The 16,354-nt window shown below is 43.8% G+C and carries 19 protein-coding genes; 7 read left to right on the plus strand and 12 right to left on the minus strand.

Features of this window, described 5'->3' with window-relative positions; all coding sequences use genetic code 11:
* Nucleotides 1-359: 359 nt before the first annotated feature.
* The gene (locus CEX98_RS17955; RefSeq protein ID WP_099643387.1) at nucleotides 360-1,223 is read right to left on the minus strand and encodes a DUF417 family protein; all 864 of its coding nucleotides are present in this window, start codon (nucleotides 1,221-1,223) and stop codon (nucleotides 360-362) included.
* Between the two features lie 55 nt (nucleotides 1,224-1,278).
* Nucleotides 1,279-2,169, minus strand: a complete 891-nt coding sequence (locus CEX98_RS17960) for a LysR family transcriptional regulator (RefSeq protein ID WP_099643388.1) — start codon at nucleotides 2,167-2,169, stop codon at nucleotides 1,279-1,281.
* 100 nt (nucleotides 2,170-2,269) lie between these two features.
* Here CEX98_RS17960 and CEX98_RS17965 point away from each other — a divergent pair, with 100 nt between their 5' ends.
* The 5 genes from CEX98_RS17965 (at nucleotide 2,270) to CEX98_RS17985 (ending at nucleotide 6,604) form a co-directional block, all read left to right on the plus strand.
* A complete protein-coding gene (locus CEX98_RS17965; RefSeq protein ID WP_242441748.1) occupies nucleotides 2,270-3,247 on the plus strand; it encodes a TDT family transporter in 978 nt (325 codons plus the stop codon).
* Between the two features lie 94 nt (nucleotides 3,248-3,341).
* Nucleotides 3,342-3,827 carry a MarR family transcriptional regulator gene (locus CEX98_RS17970; RefSeq protein WP_099643431.1) on the plus strand — a complete coding sequence of 162 codons (486 nt, stop codon included), beginning with the start codon at nucleotides 3,342-3,344 and terminating at the stop codon, nucleotides 3,825-3,827.
* The gene (locus tag CEX98_RS17975) at nucleotides 3,820-4,884 is read left to right on the plus strand and encodes an HlyD family secretion protein (RefSeq protein WP_099643389.1); all 1,065 of its coding nucleotides are present in this window, start codon (nucleotides 3,820-3,822) and stop codon (nucleotides 4,882-4,884) included. Before CEX98_RS17970 ends, CEX98_RS17975 begins: the two co-directional genes overlap by 8 nt.
* A gap of 1 nt (nucleotide 4,885) precedes the next feature.
* Nucleotides 4,886-5,917, plus strand: a complete 1,032-nt coding sequence (locus tag CEX98_RS17980) for a DUF2955 domain-containing protein (protein ID WP_099643390.1) — start codon at nucleotides 4,886-4,888, stop codon at nucleotides 5,915-5,917.
* 15 nt (nucleotides 5,918-5,932) lie between these two features.
* Nucleotides 5,933-6,604 (plus strand): tRNA (adenine(22)-N(1))-methyltransferase TrmK, encoded by a 672-nt coding sequence (locus tag CEX98_RS17985; protein WP_242441749.1) that lies wholly within the window; start codon nucleotides 5,933-5,935, stop codon nucleotides 6,602-6,604.
* Here the strand turns inward: CEX98_RS17985 and CEX98_RS17990 are convergent.
* From CEX98_RS17990 to CEX98_RS18005, 4 genes are all read right to left on the minus strand, one after another.
* On the minus strand, nucleotides 6,569-7,162 hold the full coding sequence (locus CEX98_RS17990; protein ID WP_099643391.1) for a DUF998 domain-containing protein: 594 nt from the start codon (nucleotides 7,160-7,162) through the stop codon (nucleotides 6,569-6,571). The genes CEX98_RS17985 and CEX98_RS17990 overlap by 36 nt on opposite strands.
* Nucleotides 7,163-7,233: 71 nt before the next feature.
* The gene (locus tag CEX98_RS17995) at nucleotides 7,234-7,983 is read right to left on the minus strand and encodes a substrate-binding periplasmic protein (protein ID WP_172439797.1); all 750 of its coding nucleotides are present in this window, start codon (nucleotides 7,981-7,983) and stop codon (nucleotides 7,234-7,236) included.
* 91 nt (nucleotides 7,984-8,074) lie between these two features.
* Nucleotides 8,075-8,671, minus strand: coding sequence for a nucleoside deaminase (locus tag CEX98_RS18000; RefSeq protein ID WP_099643393.1), 597 nt, complete (start codon nucleotides 8,669-8,671; stop codon nucleotides 8,075-8,077).
* Between the two features lie 39 nt (nucleotides 8,672-8,710).
* Nucleotides 8,711-10,105, minus strand: coding sequence for a PLP-dependent aminotransferase family protein (locus CEX98_RS18005; RefSeq protein ID WP_099643394.1), 1,395 nt, complete (start codon nucleotides 10,103-10,105; stop codon nucleotides 8,711-8,713).
* Nucleotides 10,106-10,200: 95 nt separating this feature from the next.
* Between CEX98_RS18005 and CEX98_RS18010 the strand changes: the two genes are divergently transcribed.
* Nucleotides 10,201-11,583 (plus strand): pyridoxal phosphate-dependent decarboxylase family protein, encoded by a 1,383-nt coding sequence (locus CEX98_RS18010; RefSeq protein WP_099643395.1) that lies wholly within the window; start codon nucleotides 10,201-10,203, stop codon nucleotides 11,581-11,583.
* Nucleotides 11,584-11,600: 17 nt separating this feature from the next.
* On the opposite strand, the gene CEX98_RS18015 is transcribed toward CEX98_RS18010, so the two are convergent.
* From CEX98_RS18015 to CEX98_RS18045, 6 genes are all read right to left on the minus strand, one after another.
* Nucleotides 11,601-12,443, minus strand: a complete 843-nt coding sequence (locus CEX98_RS18015) for a hypothetical protein (RefSeq protein ID WP_099643396.1) — start codon at nucleotides 12,441-12,443, stop codon at nucleotides 11,601-11,603.
* A 15-nt stretch (nucleotides 12,444-12,458) separates the two neighbouring features.
* Nucleotides 12,459-13,280 carry a hypothetical protein gene (locus tag CEX98_RS18020; RefSeq protein WP_099643397.1) on the minus strand — a complete coding sequence of 274 codons (822 nt, stop codon included), beginning with the start codon at nucleotides 13,278-13,280 and terminating at the stop codon, nucleotides 12,459-12,461.
* A 251-nt stretch (nucleotides 13,281-13,531) separates the two neighbouring features.
* The gene (locus CEX98_RS18030; protein WP_099643398.1) at nucleotides 13,532-13,939 is read right to left on the minus strand and encodes a GFA family protein; all 408 of its coding nucleotides are present in this window, start codon (nucleotides 13,937-13,939) and stop codon (nucleotides 13,532-13,534) included.
* A gap of 13 nt (nucleotides 13,940-13,952) precedes the next feature.
* Nucleotides 13,953-14,405: a GNAT family N-acetyltransferase gene (locus CEX98_RS18035; protein WP_099643399.1), complete on the minus strand. Its 453-nt coding sequence runs from the start codon at nucleotides 14,403-14,405 to the stop codon at nucleotides 13,953-13,955.
* 16 nt (nucleotides 14,406-14,421) lie between these two features.
* Nucleotides 14,422-14,709: a hypothetical protein gene (locus CEX98_RS18040; RefSeq protein WP_099643400.1), complete on the minus strand. Its 288-nt coding sequence runs from the start codon at nucleotides 14,707-14,709 to the stop codon at nucleotides 14,422-14,424.
* On the minus strand, nucleotides 14,710-15,099 hold the full coding sequence (locus CEX98_RS18045; RefSeq protein WP_099643401.1) for an HIT family protein: 390 nt from the start codon (nucleotides 15,097-15,099) through the stop codon (nucleotides 14,710-14,712).
* Nucleotides 15,100-15,275: 176 nt separating this feature from the next.
* Here CEX98_RS18045 and CEX98_RS18050 point away from each other — a divergent pair, with 176 nt between their 5' ends.
* A complete protein-coding gene (locus CEX98_RS18050; RefSeq protein WP_099643402.1) occupies nucleotides 15,276-16,349 on the plus strand; it encodes an SGNH/GDSL hydrolase family protein in 1,074 nt (357 codons plus the stop codon).
* The last annotated feature ends 5 nt before the right edge of the window (nucleotides 16,350-16,354 follow it).

The raw sequence follows: 16,354 nt of genomic DNA on the forward strand, positions 1-16,354 counted from the left end.
CCCATAAAACTCCGCAGTAGGAGCGAGTTTATCTCGCGATAACTTTAATGATCGACGAATTCAGGTCTATACGTATGATAATGAAGCTTAGACCACTGATATCAACTTTTTATGACCTTAACTTATTCACAATTAATTTTCACCGCCGACTGAGTTATTTTTGGGAAAAAGCGGCCGCTACCAGTAATTGAATCAATATCCCAATCAATGTGAAGGGTAAAATACCATGTTAGCTTCGTTACATTTTAGCTGTTAGGGCGAGGTTTCAGACCAGGTTTGACTGCCTGTTTAAACAAAAAAAGAGTGACACCCTGCGTGCGTCACCCTTTGCAACAGCGTCTGCTGCATCACAAAATTAATCAAGCAAAGCTAGGCTTGGCGACGTAAGCCGAACGAGGCTCTAAAGCTAAATAGGCAATGACCAGTAAATTCGCAATAAACCACAGATCTTTAATCACGAATTGGCCTAAGCCACCTAATAAACTCATATCACTAAAGGCACCCGTTGCTGTAAATAAAAAGCTTTGTGTCATCACAAATACGGCAAGACAACCAAGTCCCGCGATGACAATGATGAGCCGGTGGTTTAACCAAATACCGACTGCAAGGCCTACGGCCATCAGAATGTCATAAACACCTATCACGTTGGAGGCTTCTTGCACTGTAAATAGCTCATACATCCATGACATAAATGGTGAAGTTTCAACTAATGGCACTATAGCCTTAGCCTCAAGCGCTAAAAACTTCATTCCACCAATCCAAAATAGCACCAAGGCAACAGGGAAATAATTTACCCAAATTAGCGTTTTCTGACTAACCCGATCACGACAATAAAGAAACAAAGCAATCGGCACCAATGCAAAATACTTAATCACCCCTTGCCCAGAACCGATCACAGGGAAGCCGCCATGCTCTGCAACCCATCGGTTTTCAGCAAATAAAGTCAATAACATAAACAGACTAACAATAGTGATAGAGGCCAAAGGCCACGGTGCTGTAATGCTCTTACTTTGATGCAATACAACAAATCCTGCAGAGGCCATGAGCGCAAAACCAAAAACCATCCCTAGGTTCGCCACAGGCACTATATTCGTTAGACCATAAAAGCCAAAGGTACTGGATACCGTATTCGCACCAGCACCAAATAAAAATGAAATGCCAAGTAACATTAAGCTCACCGCCAATATACCCGCAACTGAGTAATCAATCGTTTTGGAAGACATCTCTAACCTCATAATATGCTAATGCTTATAAGACCCGACATATCAGAAAAACCATTCACCGACAGTGAAAATTACTTGCCCACGTTGCGGCAAAATCAATCAAGCGGGTTAACAATGGGCTTTGATACTTATCTTTGCGCGTTACTAACCAAAGTTGCCGAGATAACCGCTTCTCACTAGGTATTAGCTGTACGCTTTGCTGTTCAAGGGCATGCGCTACGGCATACTTAGATATACACGCCAGCCCCAGCCCTGCCGCTACACCATTGATGATCGCCGCAGTAGAATTAAGTTCGAGCGCAGTGCGCCAAGTTGATAATTCGCTGGCAACATGTGCTAAAAAGTACTCCCGACTTCCAGAGCCCTGTTCTCGCAACAGCCAACTCGAGTTATGTTGTGCTAATTCAGCAAACCCCTGCACTTCACAGGTTGGGGCACCAACGATACACATTTCATCTTCAAACCAAGGGGTCACAATCAAATCCTCACCGGATACAGTTCCTTCAACAAACCCAACGTCTAACTCGTAATCACGCAGCATAGAGCAAACTCGCGCAGTATTTGTAATAAATAATTGTTGTTTAGTGTGCCCGGTTTGTTGTTGAAAAGACGCTAACATCACAGGCAAAAGTTGATTGCCAGTAGTATCACTGGCGCCAATGTTTAGCTCACCGTAAAGCGTATCTTTTTCCTTGAAGACAGACTCTAAAAATCGACATCTATCCAGCACTTGATGGGCATGGGGTAACAATAACTCTCCAGCCGGATTGATCATTAAGCGGTTATTAACGCGGTCAAATAAGGGTTGCTCTAAATGACGCTCAAGTTCTGACAACGCCATACTGACAGCTGCTTTAGTTAAATACAGCTTTTCTGCTGCCGCAGTGATAGAGCGCTCTTGTACTATCACGGTAAATACTTTGAGTTGCTTGAGAGAAATAGACATCGTTTAGTTTAATTGAACGAGAGTTTAAATATATTCAGATATTCTTAATCAAACTGCAAGCGTATTATCTCCTCACCGTTCAATTGTTGTGAAAATACGCATGGTTTTTACTCTGACTTACTTAACAAGATTTGCCACCACTGTACCCACGCCTATGTCTGGATTAGCATTGGGACTGGCTAGTATGGGATGGTGCTTAAGCATCTTATTCCCTTCACTCACTTATACAAAACCGCTTGGAGCATTAATAGCAGCCGTTATTCTATTGCTGCTAATACTAAAATTTATTCAGCAACCTACACTGTTAAAAGCGGATTTAAGCCATCCCGTTGTAGGCAGTGTATTACCAACAAGCGCTATGACTCTCATGGTAATTGCGCACAATGTTGCTGATTATTCTTGTAATCTTGCAACGATAATTTGGCTATTGGCCATTGGACTACATTTTTTATTATTGACCAGTTTTATCTATTTTCGCAGCCGTGACTTTAGCCTTGATCACATCGTTCCAAGCTGGTTTATTCCACCTGTGGGGTTCGTGGTCGCAGACGTTACTTTTAAAGGAATACCTGCGCTACAGCCTCTCGCTATTGGACTTTGGTATCTTGGCGTCAGCTGTTATTTACTGTTACTGCCCATAATGATTTATCGCTTATGCTTCGGTGCGCCATTATCAACACAAACACAGCCCACCATTGCAGTGATGGCAGCACCGGCAAGCTTATGTTTGGCGGGTTACTTGAGTATTACCTCATTACCCAACTCGGTTTTGGTATTAGGATTATTAACCATCGCTGTGATGATGACTATTTTTGTGTATTTGGCATTTATACAATTGCTTAGGCTACCTTTTAGCCCCGCATTTTCTGCATATACATTTCCGCTTGTCATTGGCGTCACCGCACTCAATAAAGTGAAAAACTGGTCTGGCTTTTCTGAATTCAGTTCAGGGTGGCACACTCTACTTCATGGGCTGTTTTGGATAGAGCTGGGGATTGCGAGCTTCATTGTTACTTTGGTATGTATTCATTACGTCAAGTTTTTCATAAAAATAAATGCTGTAGATTCAGAACATTAAAAGCAACCATTGCAATTCCCTGTATATTGACTATTTACTTAGCATGCTAACCATTTTAAAATAGTTAGCATGCTAAGTAATGGGTTTTCAAACAATGTCATCTCTTCCTTTTCATGAAACCCTCGACCTAAGCCTGTGCGGTAAATTGGGGCGAGTACATAGAATTTGCCGTCAAGCGGTAACACAAGCCGTGGAGCCACTGGGTTTTACACAACCGCGTTGGACCGCCATGATGCATATCCATCATCTGGGAGAAGGATGTACGCAACATCAATTAGCTACCAGTTTAGATATTGAAATGCCAAGCCTAACCCGAACCATGAAGCAATTAGAAGAAAGCAACGTTATTGAGCGCAGAGTTGATAAGCAAGATAAGCGCTGTCGCAAAATCTACTTCACTGAACATGGGCAATTACAACTGGATAAATTAAAAGCGCGGATCAGTGAAGTAAAAGCGCATTTGTATCAAGCGCTCAGCGATGACGAGCTCAATGGCATTGCCCATGCGTTGATAAAACTTGAGAACAATGCTCAGCAATTTTGTGACAATGTTTCTAAAAATGGGAGTACCAGTGAGTAAGCTTAGTTCAGATCAACAGTTTGCACGCTATGTAAAGGTTTCAATAGCCCTTTTTGCAATATTCTTTAGCTATTTTATCTTTGCTGATTTATATATTCCGATGACGCCTCAAGCGCGAGTTTATCATCAAGTTACCAAAGTAACACCGCAAGTCAGTGGAGAGGTTATTACTGTTCATGTCAGCAATAATCAACGAGTGACACAAGGGGAGTTATTACTCACTATTGACCCGACGCCCTATCAATTAGCTTTTACTCAGGCCAAGCTAAAATTGGCGGAGGTAAATCAAAAAAACCAACAGCTAGATGCCCAAATCACAGCCATGGAGGCGCAAATTGACGCTGCGGTTGCAAAGCGGGATGAGCAACAACGTTTGTATAAACGCAGTCAGTCTTTGTTGTCACAGCACTCTATATCACCACAAGAGTCGGATCAGATCCAAGCTAATTACACAGCAGCAAAATCGCAACTAAGCGCACTTAGGGCTAACTTGAGTGCTCTTGCGTTACAGCGTGGTGCAACAGACGATAACAACATTGCTCTACAGCAAGCGCTAAATGCAGTTGAACAAGCAAAGTTACAGCTTAGCTATACCCAAATCAGAGCGCCGCATGACGGTATCGTAAGTAACTTGCAAATCACTGCTGGCACTTATGCCCGTGCAGGGATCAGCCTGACAGGCCTGGTTTCTGACAATCTTGATCTCGCTGCCGACTTTAGAGAAAAGTCGCTATATCATGTAAGACCCGGTGAGCAAGCATTAGTAAGTTTTGATGCCCTTCCCGGTAAAGTATATCCCGCGGTGATCAATGAGTTTTCTGCGGGTGTCAGTGATGGACAGCTTGATGCAAATGGTCAATTAGCGCGCGTAGAAACCTCTAATAGATGGGTGCGTGATGCACAGCGCCAACGCGTTCACCTTGCATTTAATGAACCATTGCCCTTGTTAGCCAGTGGCGCAAGAGCGACAGTGCAAGTTATGCCACAAAGCAGCTGGCTTGCCACCCTCGCGCAAGCGCAAATCAAATTCGTTAGTTTCCTCCATTACGTCTATTGATATGAAAGTCGAACTAACCGCCAATGATCTCAGACAAATGCTACGTATTGCGACGGGCAGCACCTTTGGGTTTGCTTTGAGTAAATTACTGAACTGGCCCTATGGGATCTTTTTTACCGTTTATCCGATGCTTATGTTGGGACTTGTGCCGATGCTAAATGCACATATCGTCAGACAGTTTGTGTTAAGCGGCTTAGTATGTGCGTTTTCGGTATTGATATTACAAGGCTTATTTGGCTTTCATCCGGCGCTCATGTCGCTGCTAACTTTTTCCCTGTTTGCTTTTTTATTTTTGCAAATGAGTAAAGGCGTCAATTTTTTGTTTGGCGCCATGAGTGTGGTGGGACTTTCGATCCAGCTACACTTTGCTAGCTATACAGCTAGTAGTGGCGGCTTATATGCCTTAATTGCCAGTAACTCTTTAGCCATCATCGTTAGCATTGGCACAGCTTATGTGATGCACTGGTTGTTTCCAGATGTCACCTACAGACAAGCTCCAAACAGGCCTGCAAAAGATGCAGCAAGTATCCGCCACGAGGTGTTGTTGTGCGCAAGTGTAGCCACCCTCTCGTTTATGGTTTTTCAAATACTCGATTTGCAAGATTCAGTATCAGCGCAGGCCGCATCCATTTTAATTCTTTTTCCACTAAGCTGGAAAGCGGCAGGAACTGCGGGCTGGCAACGCGCTGTTGGTACACTGATTGGATGTAACTTAGCACTAGGAGCACAAATCCTGCTTCAGACATATAGCCAAATCTTGCTGTTTCCTATTTTGCTGTTATGGATCTTAGTCTTCATTTTTAGTCGCTATCACTTGCTTAGTGGTGGTGCTCCTGGGATTGGCTTTGGTATTATTACCACTTTTGGGATCTTGTTTGGCCAGTCTCTGGCACCTAATCAAGATTTAATCTACAGCGCACTGTATCGCTTTAGTTCAGTGAGCGTTGCAATTACGGTAAGTCTTTGTGCAATTTACCTTATTCATCGCCTACTTAACCGCTTTAGTGCAACGCGCCACCATACCTACGCCTGAATAAAAGGAATCCACTTGAAGCTTGGAAAACGCTTGCAGACTTTGCATGATGTTGTTACTGAAAACTATCAACATATTTGGGATTGCTGCTGCGATCATGGCCAACTTGGCGCACAATTTTTACATTCGAGCCAAGCACACATACACTTTGTTGATGTAGTCCCAGCGCTTATAGCGAAAGTGAAACTGGATCTCACACGCTTCTTTCCAGAAACTGAAACGCGCTATAGCCTTTACACCCTAGACGTTGCGAAGCTCCCTCTTGCACAACACTCCGGCAGGCAGTTAGTGATCATCGCAGGTGTTGGCGGCGACTTAACCGCGGAACTGATGACAAGCCTTTGTTGCAATTTGCGTGGCGATGTCGATTTCTTGCTTTGCCCAGTTCATCATCACTATACCCTGAGGCAAACCTTACAATCTCTGCCACTTAAGGTGATCCATGAATCGCTGGTTGAAGAAAATCGACGTATTTACGAAGTGCTCTATCTCACTTCAGGAAAGACTGGCGCTACCATAACTCCATTGGGCGAAGCGATTTGGCAACACGGCACGCTTTCCAAACGCTATTTAGAGAAAACGCTGGATCATTATGCACGAGTGCCAAAGGCAAACCCGAAGCACAAGCCATTTTATCGGCTTACCAACACCTTACACTATAAAACACAGCGCACTCAGCCAGACTAGCTGAGCGCCATAACTTAATCGCTGATAGAGCCCACTATTACGCTTTTGCTTATAAGCGTTGGCAAGCTGATAGCTAAAACCGATACAAACAAGTACACAAACAGTAGAAAACCAAGCAAATAGCAAATTTAACGGGGTTACAAACCAAACCAATAAAGGTGCGATAAGTAAGCTTAATAGCATGACCATTCCCGCAAAAGAATGAATATTACATGCTCGACTTGGCGAGGTTGTGTATGGATCAGGATCCATAGGAAAGAAACCCGCAACAGCGGTTGCGAGGCCGTGACACACAATCAAACCGCCAATAACACCTAACGCCCAGTTCCCTTCGGGTACTAAGATGATATAAACACCGAAACAACAAAATAGCAGGGCTAAGGGGTAATTATTGACTGCAGGAGACAATCGCTCAGTTGGGCTGCCACTGGCGCCTAATTCACTACAGAATTGATTTTTGTGACTATAATTTGGGTAACGCTTGGCAACGCCATATACACCAGCAACCATCCATATCGCAGCTAACAACCCTAAATAACTCATCCACTCTTGATACATAACGCCTATCCCTACTGCGCCAACTTTGTTGAAACACTTTATAGCAAATTTGGGAACTTACAACAGTAATTTTAATGGATTTTCCAGCGCTCAAGAATGGTTTGTTGTCGACCACTTTGATTAAGTTCAACCAACGCATGCTGAAGTCGATTGGCGAGTTCATTAGGAAACTGAGCGTTGACGGCCAGCCCCAGTTCGCTTGGAAACTGTTCCAAAATGAGTTTGTGCTCTATTGCAGATGAATCAAGTCCCAAAGCGGTCAGCTCTTTCTCTAATGTTAGGGTGTTCGTTAAAACAAAATCAATACGCCCTTTAAACAATAAATTCCAAAGGATCTCATAATTTGACACCAGTACCAGTTCATATCCCTCAGCAAATCCGTTTTCCTTAAGAAAGGTTTCACTGTAGTAGCCTCTGATGGTGCCAGTACGGTAACGCTTAGCGGCATTTAAATCTTGAATAGGTGTTTGAGATTGTCTTAGTCCTATGAGCGACGCAGAAGCATGGCACATAGTACCCAAAAATCGAAATTGCAGCGCCCGTACGGGCGTTTTTAACCAAGATAGTAGCGCAACATTTTGCTTGCTTTCGAACTGATGCAACACCCTAGCCATCGGCATGATCTCGATTTTGGCAATAACGTTCGCCTCATCAGCAATCGCTTGGGCCAGTGCAACCAAGCCCCCATCCACTTCGCCCTTGGCATTGATAAAATGATAAGGTGGTAAATCTTCTGCTACAAAATGCACTACCTCACGAGTTTCCGTTGCACCTCGTATTGCGATAAACAGCATAAGCAGTAATAGCGTGTTCCTAATCATTTTATCTCTAGTAATTAGATCATCATCTCGTCAGTGTGCCTGCATTTACAATGCAATTCAATTTAACCGCTAGCGTACAAAGACTACAGAGTTATTCATCGCATGACGCGCATTGGCTCCCTTTCACTGCAGCTAACCCCTGCCAATCTTCTAACTCTTGTTCTGGCTTCTGTGCACGAAATTGTTGATACAATGCGATACCTTGCTCATCTTCTAAAATATCGACCTGTACGCCCTTGCTTTCAAGTAGCGGCTCATTGCCTGAAGCATTAGTGATGTCCCCAACCACGACTCGCTGAAAACCACGCATGTAAAGTAATGTTGCGCATACATCACAAGGGCTTAGGCTGGTATACAAAGTGGTTTTACTAAAATCAATCCTTCCCGCATCTCGAATTGCCGAGGTTTCGCCGTGGTTATATGGGTGGTTCTCTTGTACTAACGTATTATGCCCTTTTCCTACAATTTGGTTAGTTTCGTTGTCAACAATAACCGCACCAATTGGACAACCGCCCTCTTCGTAACCTTTTTTTGCCAATAGCACAGCGATGCGCATAAAGTCTTTATCGCGAAGCTTACGCGTAAAGTCACAATTGAGTAGTACACAAAGACTCTTGGTTGGCATATGTGCAATGGCATTGAGTGCTTCACTATTTACTTGGGTTTCAGCGTTGAGTAATACAGTCATTTTTATTTCCTTGTGGTTTTCTATGATCCGAGCTTAACGCTATAATTTGACGTAATTATGGAGCACCCAATCGCAAAGCTTATCTAACCAGGGTTTTGCCGTGTCAAGCGGCCAGCCACAATTGATCCGCAGATGATCTTGATACAACTCTCGAGTTGTAAATAAGCTACCTTGGCGAATTTCAATCCCGAGTTCAGCTAGCCGTATAGCGAGCGCATCACAATCAATATTAGGCAGTTTCAGCCATAATGCCATTCCGCCTTGAGGGGAAGATATTTTACAGCCCTTTGGTAAACGCGATTTCAAATAGGTTTGATAAGCAAAGCAGTGCGCTGCTAAGGTACGATTAAGCACCCGTAAATGGCGCTGATAATGTCCCGTCTCAATAAAGCGTGATACCGCCAGTTGTAAACATTGATTTGGCATGCCATGAAATGCCAGCATAAGTGCTGACACTTGACTTTGATAACGCCCAGCTTCGCACCATCCAACTTGCAAACCCGGCGCTAACGTCTTAGACACAGAGCTGCACCAAATTACATATCCGGCTTTATCCCACGCCTTTATCGGTAAAGGCATTGTTTGATTATGGCTCAGCTCCCCAAAGACGTCGTCTTCGATAATCGCCACCTGATACTGTGCAGCAAAGTCCGCAAGCCATACTTTTTGTTGCACAGATAGACTGTGCCCCGTTGGATTTTGATGGTTTGCCGTAAGCAAGCACGCAGATACCCTTTGCGTTGTCACTACCTGTTCTAAAGCTCCTAGATCAAGTCCTTCAGGCGTGGTTGGGATCTCAATCACCTTAAGCTGTAGCGTCGCAAGCAATTGCAATAAACCTTGATAACAAGGTGATGGCACCACCACACAATCCCCCGCTCTTGTGACGGCCTGTAATCCCACCATTACGGCTTGAATACATCCACCCGTCACCACGAGGTTATCAGGGTTCAGCGCCAACCCCTTTTGTTTAAAGTGCTTGGTTAGGTTCTCTCTGAGCGATATCAGCCCCATCGCATCGGGATAATGAAAATGGTGATACTGGGGTGAATCGAACGCTTGCTTAATAAACTTAGTCAGTCGATTTATAGGCATTAACTCAGGCGCTACCTGCACCGTCGATAGCATCGTATTGAGCCCCATGACAGAGGGTCTTAACGCACTTTTGGGAGATTTCACTTCACTCTTAAATGTAGCAAAGTCAATGTCGCTATTTTTGGCCTCAGGTTTACAAATATAAAAGCCTGATTTCTCTTGAGAAGCTAAAAAGCCATTATCCTGTAATTCCTCATAAGTTCTAATGGCGGTACTCATGCTCACGCCATGCTGCTTGGCAAAGATCCGAAGCGAAGTCATTTTTTCACCGACTTGACGCTCACCGGCGTTTATCTCTGCTATCACCTGCTCACTTAATGTAATAAACTTTCTCGCCATCTGTATCCTTAACAACAAAGAATTCTGTATCTGTACTGCATTTTTACTGAAGTTACACTGTAATTCCAGTATTCGTTCACAAATAGGATTGACAGATGACGATGATACACAACCAATGGCAAGCTTTACCCCAATTACTCACTGAGTTTTCTAAACTTACCGAGGCGTTTATACAGTCTAGCAATAGCCGCCCAGTCGCAGGTCAAGATATTGCTCCGCCCGACCTAACACTCACAGAATCTGGAATTGAATTTGAGTCACTGATAGAGGTTTTTAGTAAACAAGTGGTGCCAAACTTAAGCACCAGTACAGGCCCTAGGTATTGGGGATTCGTCACCGGCGGCGCGACACCTATTGCCACCTTTGCCGATTGGCTCGTATCAACCTATGACCAAAATGTCTCAAAGGGCGATGGTTCTATTGCAACCAATATAGAGCGGCAAGCCATTCGTTGGCTAACCGAATTATTCGACCTGCCTGCAAGCTTTGATGGTCTGTTTACCACAGGGGCGACAGCGGCAAACTACTTAGGTGCAGTCATAGCACGCCAATTTGCCGGCCATCAACAAGGGATCAATGTGGCAGAGGATGGAGCCTTCGGTTTAGAAATTGACGTTTTTTGCGCAACGCCCCACGCAAGTATGATTAAAGCGCTTGGTCTTGCAGGCCTTGGCCGCAACCAAATCACTAGAGTCGCAACGCAAGTAGGCAATGAGGCTACAGATATTGCAGCGCTTGCGTCAGCACTTGCAAAAAGTAACGCCAAAGGAAAGGTTGTCATCGCCAGTGCCGCCACGGTTACTGGTACTAATTTTGATGATTTAATTCAGATCCGCAATTTATGCGATAAACACCAAGCTTGGCTGCATGTTGATGCTGCATTTGGCATTTTCGAGCGTCTAGTTGCGGGCTCAGAAGGCCGCACTAAGGGGCTAGAGTTAGCCGATAGTATCACCTTGGATGCACACAAGTGGCTCAATGTACCATACGACTGCGGTATTTTTCTCACTCGTCATTTGCACTATTTGGTTGAAAGCTGTGACGTTCCAGCTCCTTACTTAGTCACATCAAAAGCCGACCCTGACTTTTTTTCGATGGGTATAGAAAACTCTCGTCGATTTAGAGCACTACCCGTTTGGATGTCATTACTTGCGTATGGTAAAGACGGGATCCGTCAATGGGTAAGCAAAAATATTGCGCAAACTAAACAACTTGCAGACTGGTTTGCTGATTCTCCAGACTATGATTTAGTTTATTATGGAGAGTTGAACGTAGTGCTTTTCAAGCCAAGTGGTAAAGACGACGCAGCGACCACCGCCCTCCTCCATGCCATTAATACGGACGGCCGTATATTTGTCAGCCCTGGGAAGTGGCAAGGGCAAAAAGTGATCCGAGCAGCCTTGAGCAACTGGCAAACGGAGCAAGTTGATTTAGACATAGCAAAAAGCGCATTAACCGAATTGGCTAGAGCGCTTTAAGATTATAATATTTGAAGTTAGCTAACGCTGTGGTTAGGCGCAATACTTTGCGCCAGTTTGCGACTATATTCGTCAAAGTCAGCGTTACTTTGCTCCCCAAGCCCTGCCACGCCATGGGCAATAAACTTTGGAGGAACAAACAGGTACGTGCGCTTTTTGAATCTCCAATGGCGCACGATATGCTTTGCTTGATGTTTTGTCTCATCCAGCCCAGCCAAAGAAAACAGATCCTGCCAATCACTTTGTGACTCATTAGGAGAGTCTGCAACGCTTTGTGGTTCAATGCTCAACAGAATAGCCGAGGTTTGCGGCACCCCCATCAGTAATTCACCAATAAAAAAGATGCTACCGCTGCGGCACAGCTTTTGCTGCTCTTCAGACATTGCTGACTGCTCTGTCGTCTTTGCCCTTTGATACTGCATCCCGTTAAACATCGACTTTGCAAAAGGCAACTGTTTTTCAGAAAACTCTCGATTCAAAATGTGCTGGAACAAGGCTTTGCCTAGTGAGTCCCCTACCCCATCATGGCTAAAAGTGCCCTCTTCGACATTTGTCTCTATAAATAGCCCTGAATCTGCCAAGATGTTTTTTACAGCTTGGTAGTTAAATATCGAAAATGGTTTTCCTGTCACTGGGTTTGTTGTCGAAGTGACCGCTTTGGTCATCGCAGCAAAAAAAACACTGATATCAACAAACGCGCTTTTTAGGTCGACATCAAAACTTTGAATACTATCAGCCGTCGCACACAACATAATATTACCCGTTTCATTAAACACATAGTGCTTAGTGATTGGAGTATAAATAGGTTGTGGCTTGTGTGTGGGCGGTGTTTCAGGTTTACTAAACCATTTCGAAAACATCGTTCACTCCCAACATTAACTGTCCTTTTTAGTCGTTTTACTGGCTGCTGTGGATTGCGCTGGTGCGGCGATAACACTGCGCATCGACTCAATCAGGTTATTAAATTCAGGGTCAGACATCGCTTCGTTTAGCGATGCGGCTTGCTTAACGAAAGCAGGAGGTACGAATAAATAAACAGACTTACATAAGTTTAATTGCACGTCCGTATGGCCCCCTTTCAAACAAGGACCGGCTTGCCACACTGATTTGACATCATTGGCATCCGCAGAGACAACAATTGGCGCAATAGAAATAGCACCAAGCAGATATTCACAGACAAAAATGATGGTACCAACCTTTTTTTCTTGACTGTCAGTGTTTGCTGAAATGCTTACAGCAGCTTGCCCCATTCCGGCGATCATATCCATCAACGATTTACCAATAGATGCTAGATTGCCACTTAACCCCAATAAAGTTTGGATCAGCTGGCTCGATAGCGTGACCCCAGTCTGTTTACTCTCAAACTGAATATTACTCTCTGTCACTTTGACAAAAAGACCTGAGCTTGAAACTAATTTATTGAGCGCATCATAGTCATATAAACTCGTGCCTGACTCTGCCATCGCTTTGGTTAAAGCAGCAAAAAATACACTCACTTCACCAAACGCGTTTTCAGCCTCTTGAGGCAATGCGCTACCATTAGCGGTGTTATTGAGCGTACTCGCAATAAATAGGTTGCCCGTTGCATTAACTGCGAACTGTTTCGTGGCTGGGACTTCATTGCTGTTTGTGGTGGTTAAATTAGCGGCCCTGGTTTGTGCATTACTCACAACTGTACCCGGTTGAGGTGTTGGCATACTCGTTCCTTAGATCTTGATCTAGCAGATATTCTTCTTAGTTGATTTAGTGTAGCCGCATTTTAGCTTACATGAAATTTACTTTTGTGATTTATTACAATCCAACTTATGTCGAAAATCAGCACTAAAATAAATTGAGGATGAAGGAGTTCGCGACACAACGCCATATTGTGCCTATTTTTTTTGCGATGAAGCGCACACTCCTTCGCGATGATCTGCTCAATAATTGATGTTGAACACATCAGCGCAAACTAAGGCTGTTTATCAAATACGGTGACGCCTTCTGGGATGGTATACCAGTCTTGCTTTTCACTCACCCATGCATGCGCTGTTGGTTGAATAAGGCGAGTATCGTCCAAATTACTTGGTTTAAGTTTAATTGAATTTGGCTCTGCTGGATTAAAGTGGTAAATACGATTGCCGCAAGTTGGGCAAAACTTGGCTCCGCTAACGTTACCACTGTCAGCTGGGCGCTGCCATTCTCTCATCAGACCCGAAAATTCAATATCGTCTTTATCAACAATGGCAGTAATGCTAAATGCGCTGGTTGAGAGTTTTTGGCACGCCTTACAGTGACAGGCGACCACCATTTTAGGTGCTGCTTTTAACGTATAGCTTACCTCGCCACATTGGCACGAGCCGTTAATTGGAAATGTCATAAAATATCCTTACTTAAGTTCGGTCTAACCTCATTGGAATGAACCTAATACCGTTTTTCTGTGCTTCTTGCCCGGTCGCCTGGAAACCTAGAGCAAGATAAAACGATGCTGCATTAAGCGATGAACATAGCGAGATTTGAGCTGCGGTTGTGCTCGCTAACACAGTATCTAATAACTGCCGGCCAACCCCTTTACCTTGAGCTGACTTGGCAACAAATAAATGGGTGAGGTAGTCACCGTCTCTTAATAAAGCAAACCCGATCAGCTCACCGTTTATCAACGCCTTGGCACCGACAAAGTTGGCGTTGCACATGACTTGAGTAACTTCAGGTATTATTTCGTTTAGATAAGTATCTTTGCCAAGCTGCGAGAAATTAGGTAACACGTCAGCCTCTGACACTTCACGCATTAACCTTTCAATGGTATCAGCATCCTCGCCCTGAATAGCCTTAATTGTTACTTTCACTTACGACCCTTTTGGTTTATTGCGTGCTTACATTTCTGGCAAAAGTTGCACCGAATAAAAAGTGCATCGCTAACAAACTACACACTAACGTACTGAGACTAAGCTCAAAGGCCCAAAACCATATTGCAAATATCGGGTGTATAACGATAAGCAACCACCAACTCACTCGGCCTACTCTGTATAGAAAGTCATTATGTTTTTGCTGAAAGTTTAGTAATCCAAACGCCCATGGAAAAAGTGTCCAAACCAAAGACATGATTAATAACATAGTCACTAACAGTTTGATTAATACTTCTCCTAGCATCTATAGTCCCTCAAGTGACGTACGCAAAACATCTTGAGGTTTAATATTGAGCCCATCGCGTCCAAACGCAAAACTATCTCGTTTGTAGCGAGGAAAAATGTGCAAGTGATAGTGGCTTAATTCGTTAAAGTGCCCATTATTTTGTACCAAAGTAATACCATCGGGAGAGAACTTGCGCTCAATTCGCACATAAAGATCTCGTGCAACCTGGTGGATTTCAGCCAGTACGGATCCTGGGACTTGAATTAGCGTTTCATAAGGGGATTTGGGGCAAATTAAGATATGACCAAAATTAACCGGGTCATGATCAGCAAATGCAATAACTTGCTCTGATTCATATACAATAACCGCTTCAATATCTCGAGCAACTATTTGTTCTACAATCGTCATCAGCTACCTCTCCTTAACCTGATTACATAGAGTAATGTACCTGAGCCTCCCTCCTACTGCTAGTGATATGTTCTATTTTTTCCTTTCTTAAGTGAATAATTTTCAAGCCTAAATTCACTCTCAACACATTTAAACCAGTTACATTATTCAATGAATAACTCAACAAGGAATATAACATGTTAAAAACGTTAGTTACCGTAGCTTTATTAGCTTCCGGGAGTGCAGCCAGTGCTGCAAATCACGCTGCTACCCACCATGGCGTTCATTATGAAGGACGCGTCCATAAAAACTACGCTGATGGCAGTGTAAGTTTTAATTGGCCAGGTAGTCAGCTGCATACAAAACTCATCGGACGCGCCTTCCGTATAGAGTTGATGGGCTATGGCGATCAATTCGACGTATTGATCAATGGCAAATTCACTAAAAAGCTTAAGACCAACGCGAGTGGGGTCGCTGAGACTTTCACACTATTTGAGAGCGCAAAGACAGAAACCGTCACCATTGAACTCGTTAAACGCTGGGAGCACTATGAACACAATACCCAGATCTTAAGTGTTGATGTAGACGGCAAATTGGAATCAATCCTGCGACCACAACCTCATATTTTGTTTATCGGCGATTCAATCAGCGCCGGATTTGGCAGCGAGTCCACTCAAAGACAATGTGAATGGAGCGAAATTCTTGATTTGAGTAACGCTCGTAAAGCGTTTCCATATATAAGCGCCCAGCAGTTGGGAGCTAGTTTTACCCAAGTTTCATACTCAGGTTTAGGCCTAATTCGAAATTGGGGCGGCAATCAACCGCATCATACGCTGCGCAGCTATTACGACAAGATGTCAGCAGTGTTTACCGATAACAGTGACTTTGAAGACAAGTTTCCACAGCTTATTGTCATTGAAGTGGGCACCAATGATTTTAGTACCGATCCAACCCCTGACGAGCCTTGGCAAACTATTGACGAAGTCAAAACACAGTGGGTAGAAACAATGGTCGTTTTCACCAAACAGCTGCGTGCAAGATATCCTGCGGTCCCCATTATTTATATGCCTCGCCCAGCATATCCATATAATTTTATAATTCCTGCAACAAACGATGCAATTGCAAGGCTTCACCAGCAAGATGTTGGAAAACTATATAGCCATACATTTGACTCACCATTAGAGGGCTGTGTATGGCACCCCACCGCTTCAGAACATCAAGACATTGCAGATAAACTCGTTACCTTTATCAAGCAGCAAACACTTCTTTAAGCAAG

The organism is Pseudoalteromonas piscicida (genome assembly GCF_002744175.1).
Classification (GTDB): Bacteria; Pseudomonadota; Gammaproteobacteria; order Enterobacterales; family Alteromonadaceae; genus Pseudoalteromonas; species Pseudoalteromonas piscicida_B.